This window comes from Chenggangzhangella methanolivorans (assembly GCF_042648545.1).
GTDB classification, from domain to species: Bacteria; Pseudomonadota; Alphaproteobacteria; order Rhizobiales; family Methylopilaceae; genus Methylopila; species Methylopila methanolivorans.
The window spans coordinates 1,290,189-1,309,218 of sequence record NZ_JBHRXS010000006.1; the positions used below are offsets into that span (position 1 = coordinate 1,290,189).

The 19,030-nt window shown below is 70.0% G+C and carries 17 protein-coding genes and 1 tRNA gene; 15 read left to right on the top strand and 3 right to left on the bottom strand.

Features of this window, described 5'->3' with window-relative positions; genetic code table 11:
* Positions 1-92 precede the first annotated feature (92 nt).
* The 3 genes from ACFOWB_RS17625 to ACFOWB_RS17635 all read left to right on the top strand — a co-directional run bounded on the left by ACFOWB_RS17625 (position 93) and on the right by ACFOWB_RS17635 (position 3,367).
* The gene (locus ACFOWB_RS17625; RefSeq protein ID WP_261403434.1) at positions 93-1,295 is read left to right on the top strand and encodes a YjgN family protein; all 1,203 of its coding nucleotides are present in this window, start codon (positions 93-95) and stop codon (positions 1,293-1,295) included.
* 96 nt (positions 1,296-1,391) lie between these two features.
* Positions 1,392-2,582, top strand: coding sequence for a M48 family metallopeptidase (locus ACFOWB_RS17630; protein ID WP_261403435.1), 1,191 nt, complete (start codon positions 1,392-1,394; stop codon positions 2,580-2,582).
* Positions 2,579-3,367, top strand: coding sequence for a DUF1499 domain-containing protein (locus tag ACFOWB_RS17635; RefSeq protein WP_261403436.1), 789 nt, complete (start codon positions 2,579-2,581; stop codon positions 3,365-3,367). The genes ACFOWB_RS17630 and ACFOWB_RS17635 overlap by 4 nt, the downstream gene beginning before the upstream one ends.
* A gap of 3 nt (positions 3,368-3,370) precedes the next feature.
* Here the strand turns inward: ACFOWB_RS17635 and ACFOWB_RS17640 are convergent, their stop codons facing one another.
* The gene (locus ACFOWB_RS17640) at positions 3,371-4,282 is read right to left on the bottom strand and encodes an MBL fold metallo-hydrolase (RefSeq protein WP_261403437.1); all 912 of its coding nucleotides are present in this window, start codon (positions 4,280-4,282) and stop codon (positions 3,371-3,373) included.
* A gap of 80 nt (positions 4,283-4,362) precedes the next feature.
* Between ACFOWB_RS17640 and ACFOWB_RS17645 the strand changes: the two genes are divergently transcribed.
* Positions 4,363-4,437: transfer RNA gene (locus ACFOWB_RS17645), tRNA-Gln, on the top strand.
* A gap of 171 nt (positions 4,438-4,608) precedes the next feature.
* The gene (locus ACFOWB_RS17650) at positions 4,609-4,863 is read left to right on the top strand and encodes a hypothetical protein (protein ID WP_261403438.1); all 255 of its coding nucleotides are present in this window, start codon (positions 4,609-4,611) and stop codon (positions 4,861-4,863) included.
* A 48-nt stretch (positions 4,864-4,911) separates the two neighbouring features.
* Here the strand turns inward: ACFOWB_RS17650 and ACFOWB_RS17655 are convergent, their stop codons facing one another.
* Positions 4,912-6,135, bottom strand: a complete 1,224-nt coding sequence (locus ACFOWB_RS17655; RefSeq protein WP_378148586.1) for an amidohydrolase family protein — start codon at positions 6,133-6,135, stop codon at positions 4,912-4,914.
* A 91-nt stretch (positions 6,136-6,226) separates the two neighbouring features.
* Between ACFOWB_RS17655 and ACFOWB_RS17660 the strand changes: the two genes are divergently transcribed.
* Together ACFOWB_RS17660 and ACFOWB_RS17665 are read left to right on the top strand one after the other, a co-directional pair.
* On the top strand, positions 6,227-6,628 hold the full coding sequence (locus tag ACFOWB_RS17660) for a nuclear transport factor 2 family protein (protein ID WP_261403440.1): 402 nt from the start codon (positions 6,227-6,229) through the stop codon (positions 6,626-6,628).
* Positions 6,629-6,768: 140 nt separating this feature from the next.
* Entirely contained in the window at positions 6,769-8,070 is a 1,302-nt protein-coding gene (locus ACFOWB_RS17665; protein ID WP_378148826.1) for an amidohydrolase family protein, read from the top strand.
* A gap of 161 nt (positions 8,071-8,231) precedes the next feature.
* Here ACFOWB_RS17665 and ACFOWB_RS17670 read toward each other — a convergent pair whose 3' ends face one another.
* Complete coding sequence (locus ACFOWB_RS17670) at positions 8,232-8,720, bottom strand: MarR family winged helix-turn-helix transcriptional regulator (protein WP_261403441.1); 489 nt, start codon at positions 8,718-8,720, stop codon at positions 8,232-8,234.
* A gap of 139 nt (positions 8,721-8,859) precedes the next feature.
* Between ACFOWB_RS17670 and ACFOWB_RS17675 the strand changes: the two genes are divergently transcribed.
* From ACFOWB_RS17675 to ACFOWB_RS17710, 8 genes are all read left to right on the top strand, one after another.
* Positions 8,860-10,146: an amidohydrolase/deacetylase family metallohydrolase gene (locus ACFOWB_RS17675; protein ID WP_261403442.1), complete on the top strand. Its 1,287-nt coding sequence runs from the start codon at positions 8,860-8,862 to the stop codon at positions 10,144-10,146.
* 5 nt (positions 10,147-10,151) lie between these two features.
* The gene (locus tag ACFOWB_RS17680; protein WP_378148827.1) at positions 10,152-11,033 is read left to right on the top strand and encodes an alpha/beta hydrolase; all 882 of its coding nucleotides are present in this window, start codon (positions 10,152-10,154) and stop codon (positions 11,031-11,033) included.
* Positions 11,030-13,417 carry a xanthine dehydrogenase family protein molybdopterin-binding subunit gene (locus ACFOWB_RS17685; RefSeq protein WP_378148589.1) on the top strand — a complete coding sequence of 796 codons (2,388 nt, stop codon included), beginning with the start codon at positions 11,030-11,032 and terminating at the stop codon, positions 13,415-13,417. Before ACFOWB_RS17680 ends, ACFOWB_RS17685 begins: the two co-directional genes overlap by 4 nt.
* Entirely contained in the window at positions 13,414-14,262 is an 849-nt protein-coding gene (locus ACFOWB_RS17690) for an FAD binding domain-containing protein (protein ID WP_378148591.1), read from the top strand. The genes ACFOWB_RS17685 and ACFOWB_RS17690 overlap by 4 nt, the downstream gene beginning before the upstream one ends.
* Entirely contained in the window at positions 14,259-15,545 is a 1,287-nt protein-coding gene (locus ACFOWB_RS17695) for a xanthine dehydrogenase family Fe-S subunit (protein ID WP_378148593.1), read from the top strand. Before ACFOWB_RS17690 ends, ACFOWB_RS17695 begins: the two co-directional genes overlap by 4 nt.
* Before the next feature lie 29 nt (positions 15,546-15,574).
* Complete coding sequence (locus ACFOWB_RS17700; RefSeq protein ID WP_261403447.1) at positions 15,575-16,726, top strand: ABC transporter substrate-binding protein; 1,152 nt, start codon at positions 15,575-15,577, stop codon at positions 16,724-16,726.
* Positions 16,727-16,929: 203 nt separating this feature from the next.
* Entirely contained in the window at positions 16,930-17,802 is an 873-nt protein-coding gene (locus ACFOWB_RS17705; protein WP_261403448.1) for a branched-chain amino acid ABC transporter permease, read from the top strand.
* Entirely contained in the window at positions 17,799-18,842 is a 1,044-nt protein-coding gene (locus ACFOWB_RS17710; RefSeq protein ID WP_261403449.1) for a branched-chain amino acid ABC transporter permease, read from the top strand. The genes ACFOWB_RS17705 and ACFOWB_RS17710 overlap by 4 nt, the downstream gene beginning before the upstream one ends.
* The last annotated feature ends 188 nt before the right edge of the window (positions 18,843-19,030 follow it).

Genomic DNA, 19,030 nt, shown 5'->3' on the forward strand with positions numbered 1-19,030 from the left:
AGGGCTGTCGTTCCGTCTCGCCTGCGCAACAAATCCGTGATTTAAGCGGTCGACAAGCAGCGGGGGCTGCGCAGAAAGACGTCGGGGGCGCAATGACGGCTTGGAACGCGGACCAGGGCGAAACCGGCGTCAGGCCGAGCTTCCAGGGCTCGGCCGGCGAGATGTTCCCGATCGTCTTCAAGGGCCTTGCGCTCACCGTCCTGACGCTCGGCGTCTATCGCTTCTGGTACCTCACCAACGTCCGCCGGTTCCTGTGGAACCGCGTCGAGGTCGGCGGCGACTATCTCGAATACACCGGCCGCGGCGTGGAGCTCTTCATCGGCTTCCTCATCGCGCTCGCGGTGGTGATCCCGCTCTATGGCGTGATCTTCTTCCTGAGTTTCCTGCTCGGGCCGATCGGCACGATCGTGTTCCAGAACGTCGCCACCGTGGCGATCATCTTCCTCGCGCAGTTCGCGCTCTTCCGGGCGCGGCGCTACCGGCTCACCCGCACGATCTGGCGGGGCGTGCGCTTTCAGCAGACGGGCTCGGGCCTCGCCTACGCCGCCAAGTCGCTCGGCTGGGCGATCCTCGTCATCCTGACGCTGGGCCTCGTCTACCCCTGGATGCGTGCGAGCCTCGAGCGCTACAAGATGACCAACACCTGGTACGGCGACCAGCAGGGCGCGTTCTCCTCGACCGGCGGCCAGCTGTTCAAGCGCGGCTTCCTGCTGTGGCTGCTGTGCGTCGTCGTCATCGTGGGCCCGATCGCGGTGCTGGCGGCGCTCGAGATGCGGACGCCGGGCGCGGCCCAGGCCTCGCCCGCGCACGCCGCGCTCTTCGTGCTGTTCCTGCTGCTGCCGGTGGTCTTCGCCGTCTATCTCGCGATCGAATACCGCTGGTGGGCGAACGGCTGCTCGATCGGTCCGGCGGCGGCGAGCTGCGACCTCGGCCTGTTCCAGTTCTTCAAGGTCTACGCCGGCTATTTCGGCGTGGTGCTGCTGTTCTCGATGGCCGTCGGCGCCGTGGGCGGGCTGATCGCCTATCTGCTGCACGCCAACGGCGTGCTCCAGGCGACCGAGCCCGGCCCCGCCCAATACGCCGTGATGGCGGGCGGCGTGCTGGTCTATTTCGTGATCGCGCTCGCCTTCGCGGCGCTCTGGCAGCTGTTCGGGGTCCGGCCGATCTGGCGCAAGTCGTTCGAAAGCGTCGAGATCTTCGGGCTTCCGGCGCTGATGGCCGCCCAGTCGCAGGCGCCCGTGGCCAACGCCTTCGGCGAAGGCATCGCCGACGCGATCGATTTCGGCGGGTTCTGAGCCGAAGCGCATGGCGGCGCGGCGCGGCCTCTGGCAAAGTCGCTCCCGCGCCGGGGCCGTCCCGTCGCGACCGACGACATGTATCGGGCGTAGCACGTGACGAGCAGCGGAACGGGCGTCTTCTTCGACGGGCTCACGAGCCGCCGGCAGGACGTCCATGTCGCCCTTCAGGACGCGACGCTCGAGATCCTGCGTCCGGACGGCGCGCGGCTCGACATGTGGCCGCTCGGCCAGCTCCGTGAACTGTCCGCGCCGCCCGAACTCCTGCGGCTCGGCCATGACGGCGGGAACGCGCTCGCCCGGCTGGAGATCCGCGATCGGGCGCTCGCCGCGCAGATCCGCGCCTCCGCCCCCCGCCTCACCGCCGCGCTCGCCGAGGAACGCGGAACGACCCGCAAGGTCGTGCTGTGGAGCCTCGCGGCCATGGTCTCGGTCTCGCTCTTCACCTTCTACGGCGTGCCGGCGCTCGCCGACCGGGTCGCCCCGCTCCTGCCCTGGAGCGTCGACCGACACATGGGCGACATCGCCGACCGCCAGATCCGCGCGGTGTTCCCGACCGATCCCGGCGGCTTCGAATGCGGCGCCTCCTCCGAGGAGCGGCCCGGCCGCGAGGCGCTCGACCGGCTGACGAAACGGCTCTCCGACGCCGCGGCGCTCCCTGTCCCCATCAAGGTGACGGTGGTGCGCAGCGACTTCGTCAACGCGCTCGCGCTGCCGGGCGGCGGCGTCTACCTGTTCCGCGGACTGCTCGACAACGCCCGTTCGGCCGACGAGATCGCGGGCGTGCTCGCCCATGAGATCGGCCACGTCGCCCATCGCGACGGCGCGCGCCGGGCGTTGCAGGCGGGCGGGGCGTCGCTGCTGTTCGGCTTCATCCTCGGCGACGTGGTGGGCGGCACCGCCGCCATCACCATCGCGCGCGTGCTCAGCGAAGCGCACTATTCGCGGGCCGCCGAAACCAACGCCGACGACTACGCAGCCGACCTGATGAAAAAGATCGGAGCCGATCCGCGCCCGCTCGGCGAATTTCTCTCGCGCCTGACCGAGGGCGCGTCCGAACCGGAGGCCGACCAGGACAAGGCCGGCAAAACGGACGACGCCGGCGAAAAACCGACCGAGACCGAGAAGCGCAAGGAACGCTCGCTGCAGAGCTGGATCTCCTCGCATCCCGAAAGCGAAGAGCGCCGTCGCCGCGTCGACGCCGTCGCGGGCGACGGGCCGTTTTCGCCTGTGGTCGACGGCGCGGATTTCCTCGCGATCCAGCGCATCTGCGGCAAACCCTCATGACCTATGTACTGAGGCCTGAACCGCCGAAGCGCTCGTTCTTCGCAGGGGCGGCGCTGTCGCTCGCCTTCTTCGCGCTGCTTGTGACGCTCTACGCCGCCGCGCTGATCCGATTCCGCGCGATCGAGGCCTCGGCCGCGTTTCCGGCCTTTCTCGCAGGGCTCCTGCTCGCCGCGCTCGCAGTACCCCTTTCCCTTGTCGCCATGACCGTCGTCTGGCGGACGGGGCGCACGGGCGGCGTGCGGGCGTTGTTCGCGCTTCTGATCGCAGCCGCGACCCTCGCCGGGCCCGCTTACGTCGCAGGCGCAGGAGTGGCGGCGCCAGCGCTCACCGACGTCTCGACCGACCTCGTCGACCCGCCGCGCTTCGACAGGGCCCCGCGGGACCGAGCGCGCGTCGACCTCCCCGCCCCTGTCGCCATATCGCCCGCGCAGGCCGAGACGCAGCGCGCCGCCTATCCGGACCTCGCCTCTCTCCGCCTGCCGCTGCCGCCGGAGGAGGCGTCGAACCTTGCGATCGGCGTCGTCGAGGAACGCGGATGGCGCCTGCTCGGGCCGACGTCCTATCCGCGCGGCGGTCCCCCGACCGGCCGGATCGAGGCGGTGGCGCGCACGCCTTTGCTCGGCGTCTCCGACGACGTGTCGATCCGCATCCGCGCCGACGGCGACGGCTCGCGCGTCGACATGCGCTCCGCCTCCCGCTTCGGGACGCGCGATTTCGGGACCAACGCGGCGCGCATCAAGGCGTTCTTGGCCGACCTTGCGGCGGCCGCCAACGTCGCGCCCTGAGCGTCAGGCGGGCCGATAGAGCCCATCGAGAAGCGCCGGCCCGTCGGTCGCGACGATTCCGCGCTCGACGAGATCCTCGAGATGGGCGAAGACCGAAAGCCCCGCGGCCTTCGCAAGCCGTGGATCGAGCCCGCGATAGAGCTCGGCGACGAGATCGGGAATGCGCCGCGGCCCCTCGGCGAGCCGGGCGCGGATCGCGGTTTCGCGCATCAGGCGATGGCCGAGGAGGTGGCGGGCGAAGGTCCTCGCGTTCCTGAGCGCCGGCCCGTGGCCCGGGAGGTAGAAGTCCTCCTCGCGCTCGATCAGCTTTCGCAGGGAGGCGACGTAAGGCCCCATCGCCCCGTCGGGCGGCGCGACGATCGAGGTCGACCACGCCATGACGTGATCGCCCGACAGCAGCAGGCGGCTTTCCGGCAGCGCGAAGCACAGATGGTTCGCGGTGTGGCCGGGCGTCGCGACCGCGACCAGCGACCAGCCCGGTCCCGAAATCCCCTCGCCGTCCGCGAGCGCCTGGTCGGGCTGGTAGGCGAAGTGGACGCCGGCGTCGAGCGCGCCGGTCTCGCCGTCATGCAGGCGGCGGAAGCGAGCATGGGCCGCCGCCCCCACGATCGGCGCGCCGGTCGCCGCCGAGACCGCCGCCGCGCCTTCCGAATGGTCCATGTGGCTGTGCGTCACGACGACGTGGCTGACCGTCTCGCCGGACACCGCCCCGAGCAGCCGCGCCCGGTGGCGGGCGTCGTCGGGACCGGGATCGACGATCGCCACCACGCCGCGGCCAACCACGTAGCTCGCGGTGCCGGTGAAGGTGAAGGGCGAGCCGTTCGGCGCCACGATCCGGCGGACGTTCTCGGCCACCTCCACCACCTCGCCGGGCGAGGCGTCATGCGTGGTGTCGAAGACCAGGTCGTCGGCCATGCGAGCTCCCGAACGAGATCGGTTGCGGCGGGGCCGTCCCGCGGCTATCCATCCGATCCGTCGGCGCATTACGCCGTCGATGGGGCGTAGCCAAGCGGTAAGGCAGGGGATTTTGATTCCCCCATGCGGAGGTTCGAATCCTCCCGCCCCAGCCAATCCAAGACGATCGACGCCAAAGCGCCTTCTGCCGGCGGCCGCAGATATTGCGCTATCGCAATGCAGTTAGCCTTATTCGCATTGTTGCGCTTCGTTGGCGTAATATCGACATGACGCCTAGAGCGACGGCCGACATATGAGCCGGCGCCGCTCATCCAAAGGAGAGCGTCATGAAAAGCATCGTCTATGGTTTGGCGGCCCTGGCCGTCGCGAGCACCGCCGCCGTCGCGGATCCCGTCACGCCCGCCACCATCACCGGTTATTCGGCCTCGGTCGCGGTCGCGCGCGGCGTCCCGCTCGACGGCTCGGCCAACGCATCGCTCGATCGCCGCGCGCCGCAGTTCCGCCAGTCGGCGGCCGACGACGCGACCGCTGGACGCCGCGTCCTGCGCGTCTCGAACGAGCGGACCGTCAGCGCGCGCTGATGCGGTCTCCCGGCGACGGCGCGGAACGGCGCCGCCGCCGGTCTCAGCTCAAGGCCGGTTCAGAATCGGCCGCGGGCGCTCGAAGCTGACGCGCCCGCGCTTCAGTCCCCAGAGCGGTGCGGTGATCGAGGCGAAGGCCTCGTCGGCGTCCGCAGCGTCCATCACGACGAGATCCGCCGCCGCCCCGACGCGCAGGCCGTAGTCGCCGAGGTTCATGAAGCGCGCGGGGCTTTCGGTGACAAGGTCGAGGCACGCGCCGAAGCCTTCCGGCCCCACCTGCGCGACGTTGGCGTAGAGATTGGCCATCCGCATCAGCGACAGATCCCCGAAGGGCGTGAAGGGGTTCTGGACGTTGTTGGTCGCGACCGAACAGGCGACGCCGTGCGCGGCGAGCTCATGGACGCGCGTCACGCCGCGGGGGCGGTCGGCGTCGCGGTCCCGCCCCATGAGGAAAAGGTCCGTGGCCGGCAACGCGGTCACCGCGACGCCTGCGTCCGCAAGGCGTCGCGCGGCGGCCTCGAACGCCTCGCGCGGCATGGCCGAGAGCTTGGTGACGTGCCCGATCGCCACGCGTCCGCCCCTGCCCGTCTCGACCGTCTTGCGGCACACCTCCTCGACCCATGAGGTCGCGGGATCGAGGTCGAAGTCGAGATGCAGGTCGAGGTCGACGTCGAACGCGCACGCGAGATCGAACAGGCGGTCGATCTGCGCGGAGGGATCGGAGTCGGTGTAGGGGCAGCCGCCCAGAAGATCGGCGCCGTCGCGCAAGGCTTCCACCAGCAGCTCTTCGCATCCAGGATCGTTGGTGAGCCCCTCCTGCGGAAACACGCAGAGCGACAGGTCGAGCGCCCAGGCGTAGTCGCGCTTCGCCTGCTTGAGCGCCCGGAAGCTTCTGAGGCCCGCGCGCGGATCGACCTCCACATGGGTCCGCATCCGCGTGGTGCCGTGGCCGATCGCGCGGTCGAGGCAGGCGGCCGCCCTCGCCAGAACGTCGTCTTCGGTGAAGCCGCGCTTGAGCGCCGAGACGGCGGCGATCGCGCCTTTGAGGTCGCCATGGTCATGGCCGCAGCGGCCGAGCAGGCACGCCTTGTCGAGATGGACGTGGCTGTCGACGAAGCCCGGCAGCAGAAGCCGCCCCCCGGCGCTCCGGACCGGCGCGTCGGCCGCGATCTCGCGCTCGATCGCGACGATCCGCCCCGACGCGATCCCGATCGCCACGGGCTCGTCCCGCCCGCGAAGGCGAGCGTCGGTCACCACGAGGTCCAGATTCATTTTGGTCTCCGCCTGCTCCGGTTCGGCGTGCATCATGCATCGCGATCGGCCTATGCTCGCAACGTCCGCAGCTTCAGGGGACCCTCATACGATGTCCGACGACTTGCCGCCCGACGCCGCGCTGGTGCGCGATTTCCTGGAAGCCTCGATGGCGCCGGACCCCGACCGGGCCGCGACCTTCATGGCCCCGGACGTCGAGATCACCTTCACGGGCGGGCGCAAGTTCAGCCATCCGAGCGGCACGACCGGCGTCAACGCCCGCCGCTACAAATGGGTGAAGAAGCGCCTTGGCCGGTTCGACGTCGCGCCGGGCGACGGCGAGACGGTGGTCTACAGCGTCGGCACGCTCTACGGCGAGTGGCCGGACGGCGAGCCGTTCGAGGGCAACCGCTATGTCGACCGCTACGTGGTGCGCGACGGCAAGATCGTGACGATGGACGTCTGGAACGACAGCGCCGAGCGCATCCTCGTGCGTAAAGGCATCGACGCCTGAGCGCCGCGTCCGAAGTCGCCGTCTCGGCGCTGTTCGACGGCGCGACGCTGCGCACGGACGTCGCGCTGCGCCACGAGGACGGGATCATCGTCGCGATCGAGCCGCTCGACGGCCCGGCGCCCGGCCCGCGGAGGCTGGCGATCCCGGCGCTCGTCAACGCGCACGACCACGCGCGGCCGCTGTCCTCCAACTCGTTCGGCGCGGCGTTCACGCCGCTCGAGTCGTGGCTGCCGCGCACGATCTTCGCGACCCCGCCCGACCCCTATCTCGCCGCCCTCGCCCCGCTCGCCCGCGCGGCGCGGAGCGGCTGCGGGGCCGTGATGGTGCATTACACGCGGCCGAGCGGGACCATGCCGATCGTCGAAGAAGCCCGGGCGATCGCGAAGGCCGCCGCCGACGTCGGCGTGCGGATCGCCTTCGCGCCGGCCGTCAAGGACATGAACCCGCTGGTCTATGGCGACGAGACCGAGGTTCTGGACGCCCTGCCCGAAGCGACGCGCGCGCTGTTCCGCGAGACATTCGTGCGGCCGCCGACGAGCCCCGAAAGCTATCTTGCGCTCGTCGACGAGCTCGCGGAGGCGATCTCGGGCCCGTTCGTCGACGTCCAGTACGGGCCGGCCGGCCCGCAATGGTGCTCGCCAGCGCTCCTCGAGGCGATCGCTGAGGCGTCGGCGCGCACGGGACGGCGCGTCCACATGCATCTGCTCGAGACCGAGCGGCAGCGCCTCTGGGCCGACAGCGCGCATCCGGACGGGATCGCGCCGTTTCTCGACGGGCTTGGACTGCTGTCGGAGCGCCTGACGCTCGCCCATTGCGTCTGCGCCCGCCCCGACGAACTCGACCTCATCGCGGCTTCGGGCGCCCGCATCGTCACCAACTTCAGCTCCAACATGCATCTGCGCTCAGGCCTCGGGCCGATCGCCGAGGCCCATCGGCGGGGCGTGCGCGTCGCCGTCGGCGTCGACGGCGCGGCGCTCGACGAGGACGACGACATTCTGCGCGAGATGCGCCTCGTCCATGGCGTGCACGCAGGCTCCGGCCTTTACGCGAACTGGACGCCTGCGGAGTTTCTGGCGCTCGCCGTCGCGTCCGGCCGCGCCGCCGTCGGCGCGCCCGGCGACGGGGCGCTCGCGCCCGGGCGGCCCGCGGATTTCTGCGTGCTCGACCTCGACGCGCTCGACCGTGACGCGGTCATGCCGGTCGACCCGCTCGATCTTCTGTTCGCGCGCGCGACCGCCAGCCATCTCCGCGAGCTGGTCGTGGCGGGCCGCAGCGTCGTCTCGGACGGCAAGCTGACGAGCGTCGATCTCGACGGCGCGGAGGCCGAGCTGCGGGCCCGGTTCCGCCAGGACGTCGGACGCTACGCCGAGCTCGACCGCGGCTGGCCGTGCTTTGACGCCGCGCTGCGCCACTGGTTCCAGGGCTGCGCGGGCTGCGGATGACGTCCTAGCGCCTTGCGGCCAAAGCCTCCGTCGTTCGGCGGCGACAGTCGCCGTGGGAGCGCCCTACCCGGTCAGGACCAGTCTTCCGGCGCAGTCGGCAGAGGAACGTTTTCCGATGTCGCGCTCGATTAGGATCTGCGCACGAATAAGGCGGCGAACGCCTATTCTTCAGGCATCCGGACGGCGTCGCGCGCCTCGTTGGCGAGCACGACGCGCTCCAGCAGGCGCATGAAGGTCGCCTGCTCGGATCTGCTCAGTTTCGAGATGGTCTGCTCATGCGCCGCGCGCGCCGGCTCGCGGATCCGTTCGAGCAGGTCCGCGCCTTCCGCCGTCATCCTGCACTCCTGCGAACGCCGGTCCCGCTCGGAGGTCACGCGCTGGATGAGTCCCCGGCTTTCGAGGCGTTTCAGGCCGCCTGTGGTGGTGGTGCGGTCCAGGGCGACGAGACGCGCCAGCGTCGACTGGTCGGCCGTTCCGCACTCCGCGAGCGCCGTCAGCAGGCTGTATTGCAGCGGCGTGATCCGGAATTCGGCGCAAAGCTCCATGAACAGGCCCACATGGATCTGGTGAAGCCGCCGCGCGAGAAATCCTGGCCGCCCGGCGAGCGGCCAGGATTCCTTGGAATCTCTCGAATTTTCATCGTCCGCCATTGATCCGCTTCGCTCCTCTGGCCGGCCCTCGGTCGAGCCGACGCCCGCTTCTGGCATGCCGCGTGCATACGAAATTGCGAAGCATACTTCGCTTTTTCGCCTGCGCTGCAAGACGCGGGCCGCGTCACGGAGGACCACAATGGCGGAAGCCCCCGGCTACGATCTGCTGCTCAAGGGCGGCAGGGTGATCTGCCCGGCCAGCGGGATCGACGGCGTCCGCGACGTCGCCGTGAAGGCGGGGAAGATCGCCGCCGTCGAGGAGGCGATCCTTCCGAGCGCCGCGCGCGAAGTCGTCAACGTGGCGGACAAGCTCGTTCTGCCGGGCATGATCGACACCCACGGCCACGTCTACCAGTACGTCACCGGCCGCTTCGGGCTCGAGCCCGACATGGTCGGCGTGCGTTCGGGCGTCACCACGGTGATCGACCAGGGCGGCCCGTCCTGCATGACGCTGCCGGGGTTCCGCAAGTTCATCGCCGAGCCCGCCGAGACCAACGTGCTGGCGTTCCTCTCCGCCTATCTCGTCGGCGGCCTCGAGGGCCACTTCTACCCCAACCTCTACCAGCCCGACTGCGTCGACATCGAAGCGACCGTGCGCTCGGCGAGCGCCAATCGCGACATCGTCCGCGGCATCAAGGGCCACGCCGAAATCGGCGGTTTCGCGCGCTGGGGCATCAGGGTGATGGAGATGGCGGCCGAGATCGCCCGCCGCTCGGAAGTGCCGCTCTACGTCCATTTCGGCCAGCTCTGGGGACTGCCCGAGCATGGCGTCAACGGCGAGGACGCCGACACCATTCTCGAGCGCGTCATTCCGCTGCTCAAGGAGGGCGACGTGCTCGCCCATCCGTTCACCCGCCATCCGGGCGGCTTCGTGAACCGCGAGGGCGAGCTGCACCACGTCATCCAGGCGGCGATCGACCGCGGCCTGAAGGTCGACGTCGGCCATGGGAGCCACTTCTCCTACCGCCTCGCCAAGCAGGCGCTTGCGGCCGGCGTCGTGCCCCACACGCTCGGCGCCGACATGCACGGCTACAACACGCAGGTGCCGGAGATCCCGGTCCCGCTCGGCACGCCGGAAGAGCATGAGGACGACGAGAACCACCCCTTCAAGGGCCAGGCGCGCTTCAGCCTGACCCAGGCCATGAGCTCGATGATGACGCTCGGCCTCGACCTCGAATACGTGGTCAAGATGGTGACCACCCATCCGGCCAAGATGCTGCAGATGGAGGATTCTCTGGGCTCGCTCGCCGTCGGCCGCACGGCGGACGTCTCGGTGCTCGACGACGTCCGCGGCCGCTTCGTGCTGCGCGACAACGAGGACCATCGCGTCATCGCCGAGCGCCTGCTGCAGCCGGCCTTCTGCCTGCGCAAGGGCAAGAAGATCGACTCGGACTCGCCGATCCTCCCGCAGGCGATCGCCGCGTGAGCGACATGGCCGCGGCTCCTGCCCCGCTGGCGGGGCCATCCCCGCAGGATGTCTGGGAGACGCTCTCCCAGGCGGAACGCGACGCCGCGTACAACAACAACGCGGCGGTCGCCAACAGCGCGGAGCTGGTCGCCGAGCGCGACCGGCTGGCGGCCGAATTCCGTTCGGCGAACGGCTCGAAGCTCGACCTGAAATACGGCCCGAAGCCCCGCAACCGGATCGACGTCTACCGCTCCGCGGATCGCGACGCCCCCTGCCTCGTCTTCATTCATGGCGGCTATTGGCAAAAGAATTCGCGCGAGGTCTTCGCGCATTACGCCGAAGGCGCGCTCGCGGCCGGATGGTCGGTCGCGATGCCGAGCCACACGCTGGCCCCCGAGGCGAGCCTCACCGAGATCGTCGCGGAGCTCGGCGAGGCGCTCGACTGGATCGCCCGCGAGGGCCGCCAGCACGGGCTGAACGGCCCGGTCGTGCTCGCCGGCTGGTCGGCGGGCGGGCACCTCACCGCAATGCTGCTCGGCCATTCGGCGGTTAAAGCGGGGCTCGCCGTCTCGGGCGTCTACGAGCTCGGGCCGATCCGCGACACCTTCCTCAACGCCGCGCTGAAGCTGACCGACAAGGAGATCACGACGCTGTCGCCGCTCTCGCTGCCGGTCGTCACAAAGCCGATGGCGATCGCCTACGGGACGGCGGAAGTCCCGGCGCTCGTCCGCGACAGCCGCGCGCTCCACGCGAAACGCTCTGAAGCCGGCGCCGGCGGTCCGCTGATCGCCATCGAAGGCGCGGACCACTTCACCATCCTCGACGAGTTCCGATCTGCCGACGGCGCGCTTGTGAAGGCCGCGCTCGCGATCCTCGCCGAAGCCAAGTCCCGGGCGGCGGCATGAGCGCGCCCGAGCGGATATCCGGCGAAGGCGTCGGCGCCCGGCTCCCTCGCAAGGAAGACGAGCGCTACATGCGCGGCCGCGGCCAGTATGTGGCCGACATCAAGATGGCCGGCATGCAGGACGTCGCCTTCGTGCGGAGCCCGCTCGCGCACGCCCGCATCCGCGCGATCCGCGTGCCCGAAGACATCCGTTCGCAGGTATTCGTCGCCGCCGACCTCGACGGCGTCCTGCCGATCCGCGCGGTGTCGGGGCTTCCCGGCTTCAAGGTCTCGGAGCAGCCGGTGTTGGCCTTCGAGAAGGTGCGGCAGGTCGGCGAGCTGATCGCCATGTGCGTCGCCCCGACACGCGCTGAAGCCGAGGACCTCGCCGCGCGGGTGGAGCTCGATCTCGAGGAGCTACCCGCGCTCCACGACATGCTCCTTGCGCGGAAGCCCGGCGCGGCTCTCGTCCACGAGCACTGGGGCGACAACGTCTTTCTCGAGACCTTCGTGGACATCGGCATCGAGAAGGCGTTCGACGCAGCCATCAAGGTGAGCCGCACGATCTCGACCGCGCGCCAGTGCATGGCCCCGATCGAGGGCCGCGGAACCATCGCGCATTTCGACGATCGCCTCGAACAGCTGACGCTGCACACCGCCTCCCAGATGCCGCACATCGTGCGGTCGGGCATGTCGGAATGTCTCGGCATCGAGGAAGGCGCGATCCGCATCGTCTCGCCCGACGTCGGCGGCGGCTTCGGCTACAAGGGCATTCTTCTGGCCGAAGAAGTCTGCCTCGGCTGGCTGGCGCTGCGCCTGCGCCACCCGGTGCGCTGGATCGAGGACCGCCGCGAGCATCTCTCGGCCAACGCAAATTGCCGCGAGCACCACTACGAGATCACGGTCTACGCCGACCGCGACGGAACGATCCGCGGCGTCGACTGCGAGGCGACCGTCGATAGCGGCGCCTACTCCGCCTACCCCTTCTCGGCGTGCCTCGAAGCCGCGCAGGTCGCGAGCATCCTGCCTGGCCCCTACGATTTCCCGGCCTATCGCTGCCGCACCTGGTCGGTCGCGACGAACAAGGCCCCGATCCTTCCCTATCGCGGCGTCGCGCGCACCGGCGTGTGCTTTGCGCTGGAGCTCGCGCTCGACGCGGTGGCGCGCGAGGCGGGCCTTCCGCCGGAAGTCGTGCGGGCCAAGAACCTCGTGCGGCCCGAGCAGATGCCGTTCGACAACATCACCAAGAAGCACTTCGATTCCGGCGACTACCCGCAGGCGCTGCGCCGCGCCGTCGAGGCGATCGACGTCGAGGCGGTGCGCGCCCGCCAGAAGCGCGGGGAGCCGGACGGCCGCCGCATCGGCCTCGGCCTCTCGATCTATTGCGAGCAGGCCGCGCACGGCACGTCGGTCTATTCGGGCTGGGGCATCCCGATGGTGCCCGGCCACGAGCAGGCCGGCGCCCGCATCACGCCCGACGGCGGGCTGGAGCTGCGGATCGGCTCGCACAGCCACGGCCAAAGCCTCGAGACGACGCTGACGCAGGTCGCGCACGAGATCCTCGGCGTGGCCGTGAAGCGCATCCGCGTCGTCCATGGCGACACCGCCATGACGCCCTACTCCACCGGCGCCTGGGGCTCGCGCATGATGGTGATGGCGGGCGGCGCGGTCGCCGCCGCGGCCAAGGAGCTTGTCGAGCGCCTCAAGGCGATCGGCGCGCATCTGCTGCAAGCAGACCCATCGGAGGTCCGCTACGAGACCGGCCGCGTCATCGGCCCCAACGGAGACGTCTCGGTCCAGGAGATCGCGCGCGTCTGGTACCGGCGCCCGCAGGATCTTCCGCCGGGCGTCCATGGCGGCGGGCTCGAGGTCACGGCCGGCTACAAGCCGGTGCGCGACAGCGGCACCTTCTCCTATGCGGCGCACGCGGTGGTCGTCGCGGTCGACGCCGAGATGGGACAGGTCGAGATCCTCGACTACGTCATCGTCGAGGACGGCGGGGTTCTGGTGAACCCGATGGTGGTCGACGGCCAGATCCTCGGCGGCCTCGCGCAAGGGGTGGGCACGGCGCTCTACGAAGAGATGCCGTTCGACGGCGCCGGACAGCCGCTCGCCTCGACCTTCGCCGACTACCTGCTGCCGGGCGCGGCGGAGGTGCCGGCCCCGCGCATCGACCATATGGAGACGCCCTCGCCCTACACGCAGTTCGGCGTGAAGGGCATCGGCGAAGGCGGCGCGATCGCGCCGCCCGCCGCCATCGCGAACGCGATCAACGACGCGCTCGGCTCGCTCGGCGTCGAGATGCTGGCCTCGCCGGTCTCGCCGCGCCGCATCGTCGAGGCGGTGCTGAAGGCGCGCGCCAAAAGCGCGTCGGACGCTCCTCATGCGCGGAGGGACGCGGCATGAAGGCGGCGCGCTTCGAGCTCTTCCGCCCGCGCGACCTTTCCGAAGCGCTCGACCATCTCGCGGGGGCAACAGGTCTCGTGAAGGTTTTGGCCGGCGGTCAGTCGCTCGGCCCGATGCTGAACCTGCGCCTCGTCGAGCCCGACGCGCTCGTGGACATCGCAGGGATCCCGGAACTCCGCCGCATCGACCGCGAGGCCGACGCGCTCGTGGTCGGCGCCTGCGTCACCCACGCCGATTTCGAGGACGGCCGCGCTCCCGACGTCGGGACCGACATGATGGCGCGCGTCGCTGCAGGCATCGCCTACCGCGCCGTGCGCAACCGCGGGACCATCGGCGGCAGCCTCGCGCATGCCGATCCGGCGGCCGACTGGGTCTCGACCCTTTCGGCGCTCGGCGCCGAGATCGAGATCGCCTCGCGCGCCGGCCGCCGGCGCCTCGCCATCGGCGCCTTCCTCACAGGCGCGCTTTCGACCGCTCTTCAGCCGGGCGAGTTGCTCGTCTCCGTTCGTATTCCGCTGGTCTCAGGCGCCGCGCGCTTCGGCTACGTCAAGCACGCCCGCAAGATCGGCGAGTTCGCGCATGCGATCGGCGCCGCGCTCGTCGATCCCGAGCGCGGGATCGCGCGCGCGGTGGCGGGCGCGATCGACGCGCCGCCGCTCGTCTTCGAGGACGCCGCCGACCTCTACGACCGCTCGACCGGCCTCGACCGCGAAGAGACGGGACGGCGGCTCGCCGCCGCCGGCGTCGAGGACATGGTCGACCGGCACATCCATGTCGAAGCGCTCGCCCGCGCGCTGGCGCAGGCCTTCGACGCGCCGGCTCCCACGCTGAGGAGCGCGGCATGAACGCCCCCGTCCGTCTCCACCGCGCGGGCGCGACGCCGGTCGCGCTCACCGTCAACGGCCGCGCGATCGAGGCCGAGGTCGAGCCGCGCACCCATCTCGCCGACTTCCTGCGCGAGGACCTTAACCTCACCGGCACGCATCTCGGCTGCGAGCACGGGGTCTGCGGCGCCTGCACGGTCTCCGTCGACGGCGAGCCGGCGCGCTCCTGCCTGACGTTCGCGGCCACTTGCGAGGGCGCGCGCGTCGTCACCATCGAGGGTTTTGACGACGACGAGCTGATGGGAGAACTCCGCGCCGCCTTCAACCGCGAGCACGCGCTCCAGTGCGGCTTCTGCACGCCCGGCATGCTGGTCACCGCGCGCGATCTCGCTCTCAGGCTTCCGGAGGCCGACGAGCGCCGCGTGCGCGTCGCGCTCGCCGGAAACCTCTGCCGCTGCACCGGCTACGTGGGCATCACACAGGCGATCCTGTCTGTCATCGCGGATCGAAGGGCGCGAGGGATCGCGCCGGTGACGGGCGAGCGCGGGCTGGGCCCGGTCGGCGCGCATCTCTCCCCTCCCCCTGGCGGGGAGGGGTCGGGGGTGGGGGTGGCTCAGGATAAAGCGCAGCCCTACGCCCACGCTTCGAGCCAGATCCGGAACCACCCCCACCCTCACCCTCCCCGCAAGGGGGAGGGGGCGGACACCTCGCGCTCCGAACTCCCGAGCGACTTCACCCCGGCGCATACGCTCGAACAGCGTTTCTCCGTCGCCCATCCCCCCGAAGACGTATTCGCCCTGTTCGGCGACGTGCGCGCGGTGGCGGACTGCCTGCCGGGCGCTTTCGTGGACGCCACGCCCTCGCCCGAGCGCGTCGAGGGCGGCATCAAGGTCGGGCTCGGGCCGATCACCGCCTCGTTCCGCGGCGTGGCCGCCGTCACCCGCGAGGAGGCCTCCCGCTCCGGCCGCATCCTCGGCGCCGGCGCCGACGGGCGCTCGGGCGCGCAGGGCGAGATCCGCTACCGGGTCGAGCCCGGCGCGCAAGCCGGCACGTCCGAGATCGTCATGCAGGTGGGCTACACGCTCAAAGGTCCGCTGGCGCAGTTCGGCCGGCCCGGCCTCGTGCGCGACATCGCGGCCCGGCTCACGGCCGAATTCGCAAAGAACCTCGAGGCGCGCCTGTCGGGCGCGCCGGTCCAGGCCGGCGGGCAAGCCCCGGCCGGCGGGCTGAACCCATTCCGCCTCGTCGCCGCCCTGATCGGCGACTGGCTGAAGCGCCTCCGGTCCGGCGGCGCCCCCCGATGATTTTCCGCATTCCCTCCATGGAGATGGCCATGCCGACGTTCCGCATAGCTTCGATCGCCGCCTTGGCCCTCGGCCTCGCGGCTCCCGCCTTCGCCGCCGACACGATCAAGATCGGGGTCAACCAGCCGCTGACCGGCCCGTTCGCGGCGTCCGGCGCCTACGTCGTCAACGGCGCCAAGATCGCGGCCGACGAGGTGAACGCCCGAGGCGGCGTGCTCGGCAAGAAGATCGAGCTCGTGGTCGAGGACAACAAGTCCAACCCGACCGAGGCCGCCGCCGTCGCCGAGAAGCTCATCACCTCCGACGAGACGCCCGTGATGATGGGCGCCTGGGGCTCGAGCCTGACGCTCGCGGTCATGCCGAAGCTCGAAGAATACGAAGTGCCGATGCTGGTCGAGACCTCCTCGTCCGGCAAGATCACGACCTCCGGCAACCCCTTCGTGTTCCGCATCTCGCCGCCGTCGGCGCTGGAAGCGGAAATGTTCGCGCCGATGGTCGAGAAGATCGGCGTCAAGAAGGTCGATTTCCTCGTCATCAACAATGACTGGGGCCGCGGCGCGGCGGCCGACTTCGGCAAGATGCTGAAGGACAAGGGCGTCACCGTCGGCCTCACCGAGACCATGGACGCGAGCGCCCAGGACATGAGCGCCCAGCTCGCAAAGATCAAAGGCACCGACGCCGACACGCTGATGATCACGGCCGCCGTCGACCAGCTGACGCTGGTCTTCAAGCAGATGGCCGCGATGGGCGTGAAGAAGCGCGTCATCACCACCGGCGGCTCGCAGAACCCCGACCAGATCGTCGCCCAGGCGGGCGCCGCGGCCGAGAAGACCATGCACCTCACCACCTTCCTGCCCTGGGATCCGGCCAAGACCCCGGACCCGAAGGCGACCGACTACTTCCTCGCCGAGTGGAAGAAGCGCGGCTACCCCTTCGCCGGCGCGACCGAGAGCTTCCGCGGCTATGACGGCGTCCGCACCATCGCAGCGGCCATCGAGAAGGCCGGATCCGCGGAGTCCAAGGCGATCCAGAAGGCCTTCTGGGAGATCGAGCTCACGGGCCTCAACGGTCCGATCAAGTTCGCGAAGTCCGGCCCGGCCGGCAAGGAAAGCGGCCAGTCCAAGCCCGGCGTCTACCTGATCCAGATCGCCGACGGCCAGATCAGCGAAGTGAAGCTGTGAGCTGACGGAGCGACGCCCTGCTCCCCTCCCCCTTGCGGGGAGGGGTCGGGGGGTGGGGGTGGCTCCGGAAGAGGCGAGAACGGTGAAGGCGCTCTACGCCGATCCTCGGCTCGATGTTCTGAACCACCCCCACCCCTCACCCCTCCCCACAAGGGGGAGGGGAATTTCCGACACGTAGCATTCCAAGTCTCAAGGCGGCCCTCGTGGACCAATTCCTGCAACACCTCGTCAACGCCATGGTGCTGGGCGGCGCATATGCGCTGCTGGGCATCGGGCTGACGCTGATCTTCGGCATCATGAACGTGGTGAACTTCACCCACGGGGCGCTCTACACCTTCGGGGCCTATGCGATGTACATCGCCTCGGTCTCGCTCGGCCTGAACTTCTTCCTCGCGCTGCCCGTCGCGATCGTGGCGGGCCTCGCGCTCGGCGCGCTGATCGAGATCCTGCTGCTGCGGCCGCTCCGGGGCGCGGACATCGACACCACGATGCTGGTGATGATCGGCGCCGGCATCATCCTGCAGTCGAGCACGCTCTGGACCTTCGGCGGCGTGGCCAAGGCCATCCCCAACCCCTTCCCCGACGCGCCGATCGCCTTCCTCGGCGTCTCGATCTCCTGGATCCGCCTGTTCGTGCTGGTCGCGGCCGCCGCCCTCATCGTCGGCGCCTACGCGATGATCAACGGCACGCGGCTCGGCCGCGCCATGCGCGCGACCTTCCAGGACGCCGACACCGCGGCGCTGATGGGCGTCAACGTCAAGGTCATCTACACCGCGACCTTCGCGCTCGGCTCGAGCCTCGCGGCGGCGGCCGGCGCGCTGCTCGGCCCGGTTTATGTCGTGTTCCCGCAGATGGGGGATCTTGCGGCCGTAAAAGCCTTCGCGATCGTGATCCTCGGCGGCCTCGGCTCGATTGCGGGCGCCACCATCGGCGGCTTCGTGCTGGCCCTCGCGGAAGAGTTCGGAGCCGGCTACATCTCCTCCGGCTACCGCGACGCGATGGGCTTCCTGATCATCATCGCGGTCCTTCTGGCCAAGCCCACGGGCCTCTTCGCCCGCGCGGAGCGCGTCGGATGACCCGCTATCTCCCGCCGTTCATCCTGCTCGTCCTCGCCCTGCTGCCGCTTGGGCTGAGGGACCCGTACATCCTCAACGCCCTGATCACCGGCGGCATCTTCGCCATCGGCGCCATCAGCCTGAACCTGCTGCTCGGCTTCACCGGCCAGCTCAGCCTCGGCCACATCGCTTTCTTCGGCATCGGAGCCTATGCGAGCGCCCTCACCGCGCTCGGCTTCGACGTCGGCCTCCCGTTCGGCGTTCGTATCGTGCACGAGGGCGCGCATCCCTTCTTCGGGTTCCTCGCGGCGATCATCGTCTCGGGCATCTGCGGCTACGTGGTCGGCCGGCTCTCGTTCCGCGTCCGCGGGGCCTATTTCGTGATCGTCACGATCTGCTTCGCCGAGGTCGTGCGACTCGTCGCGCTCAACTGGATCGAGCTGACCCAAGGGCCTCTGGCGCTCACCTCCATCCCCTTCATGAAGCTCGGGCTCCCGGGCGTCGGCGAGCTGACGCTCCGCACCAAGATCCAGAACTACTACCTGATGCTCGGGGTCGCGGCGCTCGCCTATCTGGTGGTCGCGCGGCTCGTCCATTCGCGCTTTGGCCGCGCCATGCGGGGGTTGAAGGAAAACGAGCAGCTCGCCGTGTCGGTCGGCGTCAACGCCACCAAGACGCTCACAGTCGCCGCCACGATCTCGGCCGCGCTCGCGGGCGCGGCAGGCAGCCTCTACGCCCATTACTTCCGCATCATCGATCCGGATGTGTTCCTGTTCACCTACACGGTCACGATGGTGATCATGGTGGTGTCGGGCGGCAAAGGCACGCTCGCAGGCCCCGTCATCGGCGGCGTGATCTTCGGCACGCTGCCCGTGGCGCTGCGCCCCTACATGGCGCCGGAAGCCCAGTGGATCGTCTACGGCGCTGTGCTGATCCTGATCCTCTTCCTCATGCCGCGCGGCATCGCGCCCTTCCTCGACGACCTGTTCAAGGGACGGCTGAAGCGCGCCAAGACCCCCTCGTCCGTCGTCGCCAAACCCCAGCTCGAGGGCCAGTCATGAGCGGCTCTGCGATCGCCGTTTCCCCCTCCCCCTTGTGCGAAGGGGTTAGGGGTGGGGGTGGCTCCGGAAGGGGCGCCGCCAGTGAAGCCGCTCTACGCCGAACCATTCATTCAGTTCTGAACCACCCCCACCCCCACCCTCCCCGCAAGGGGGAGGGTGACGGCGACCGTCGCGGCTCGCATATCGAC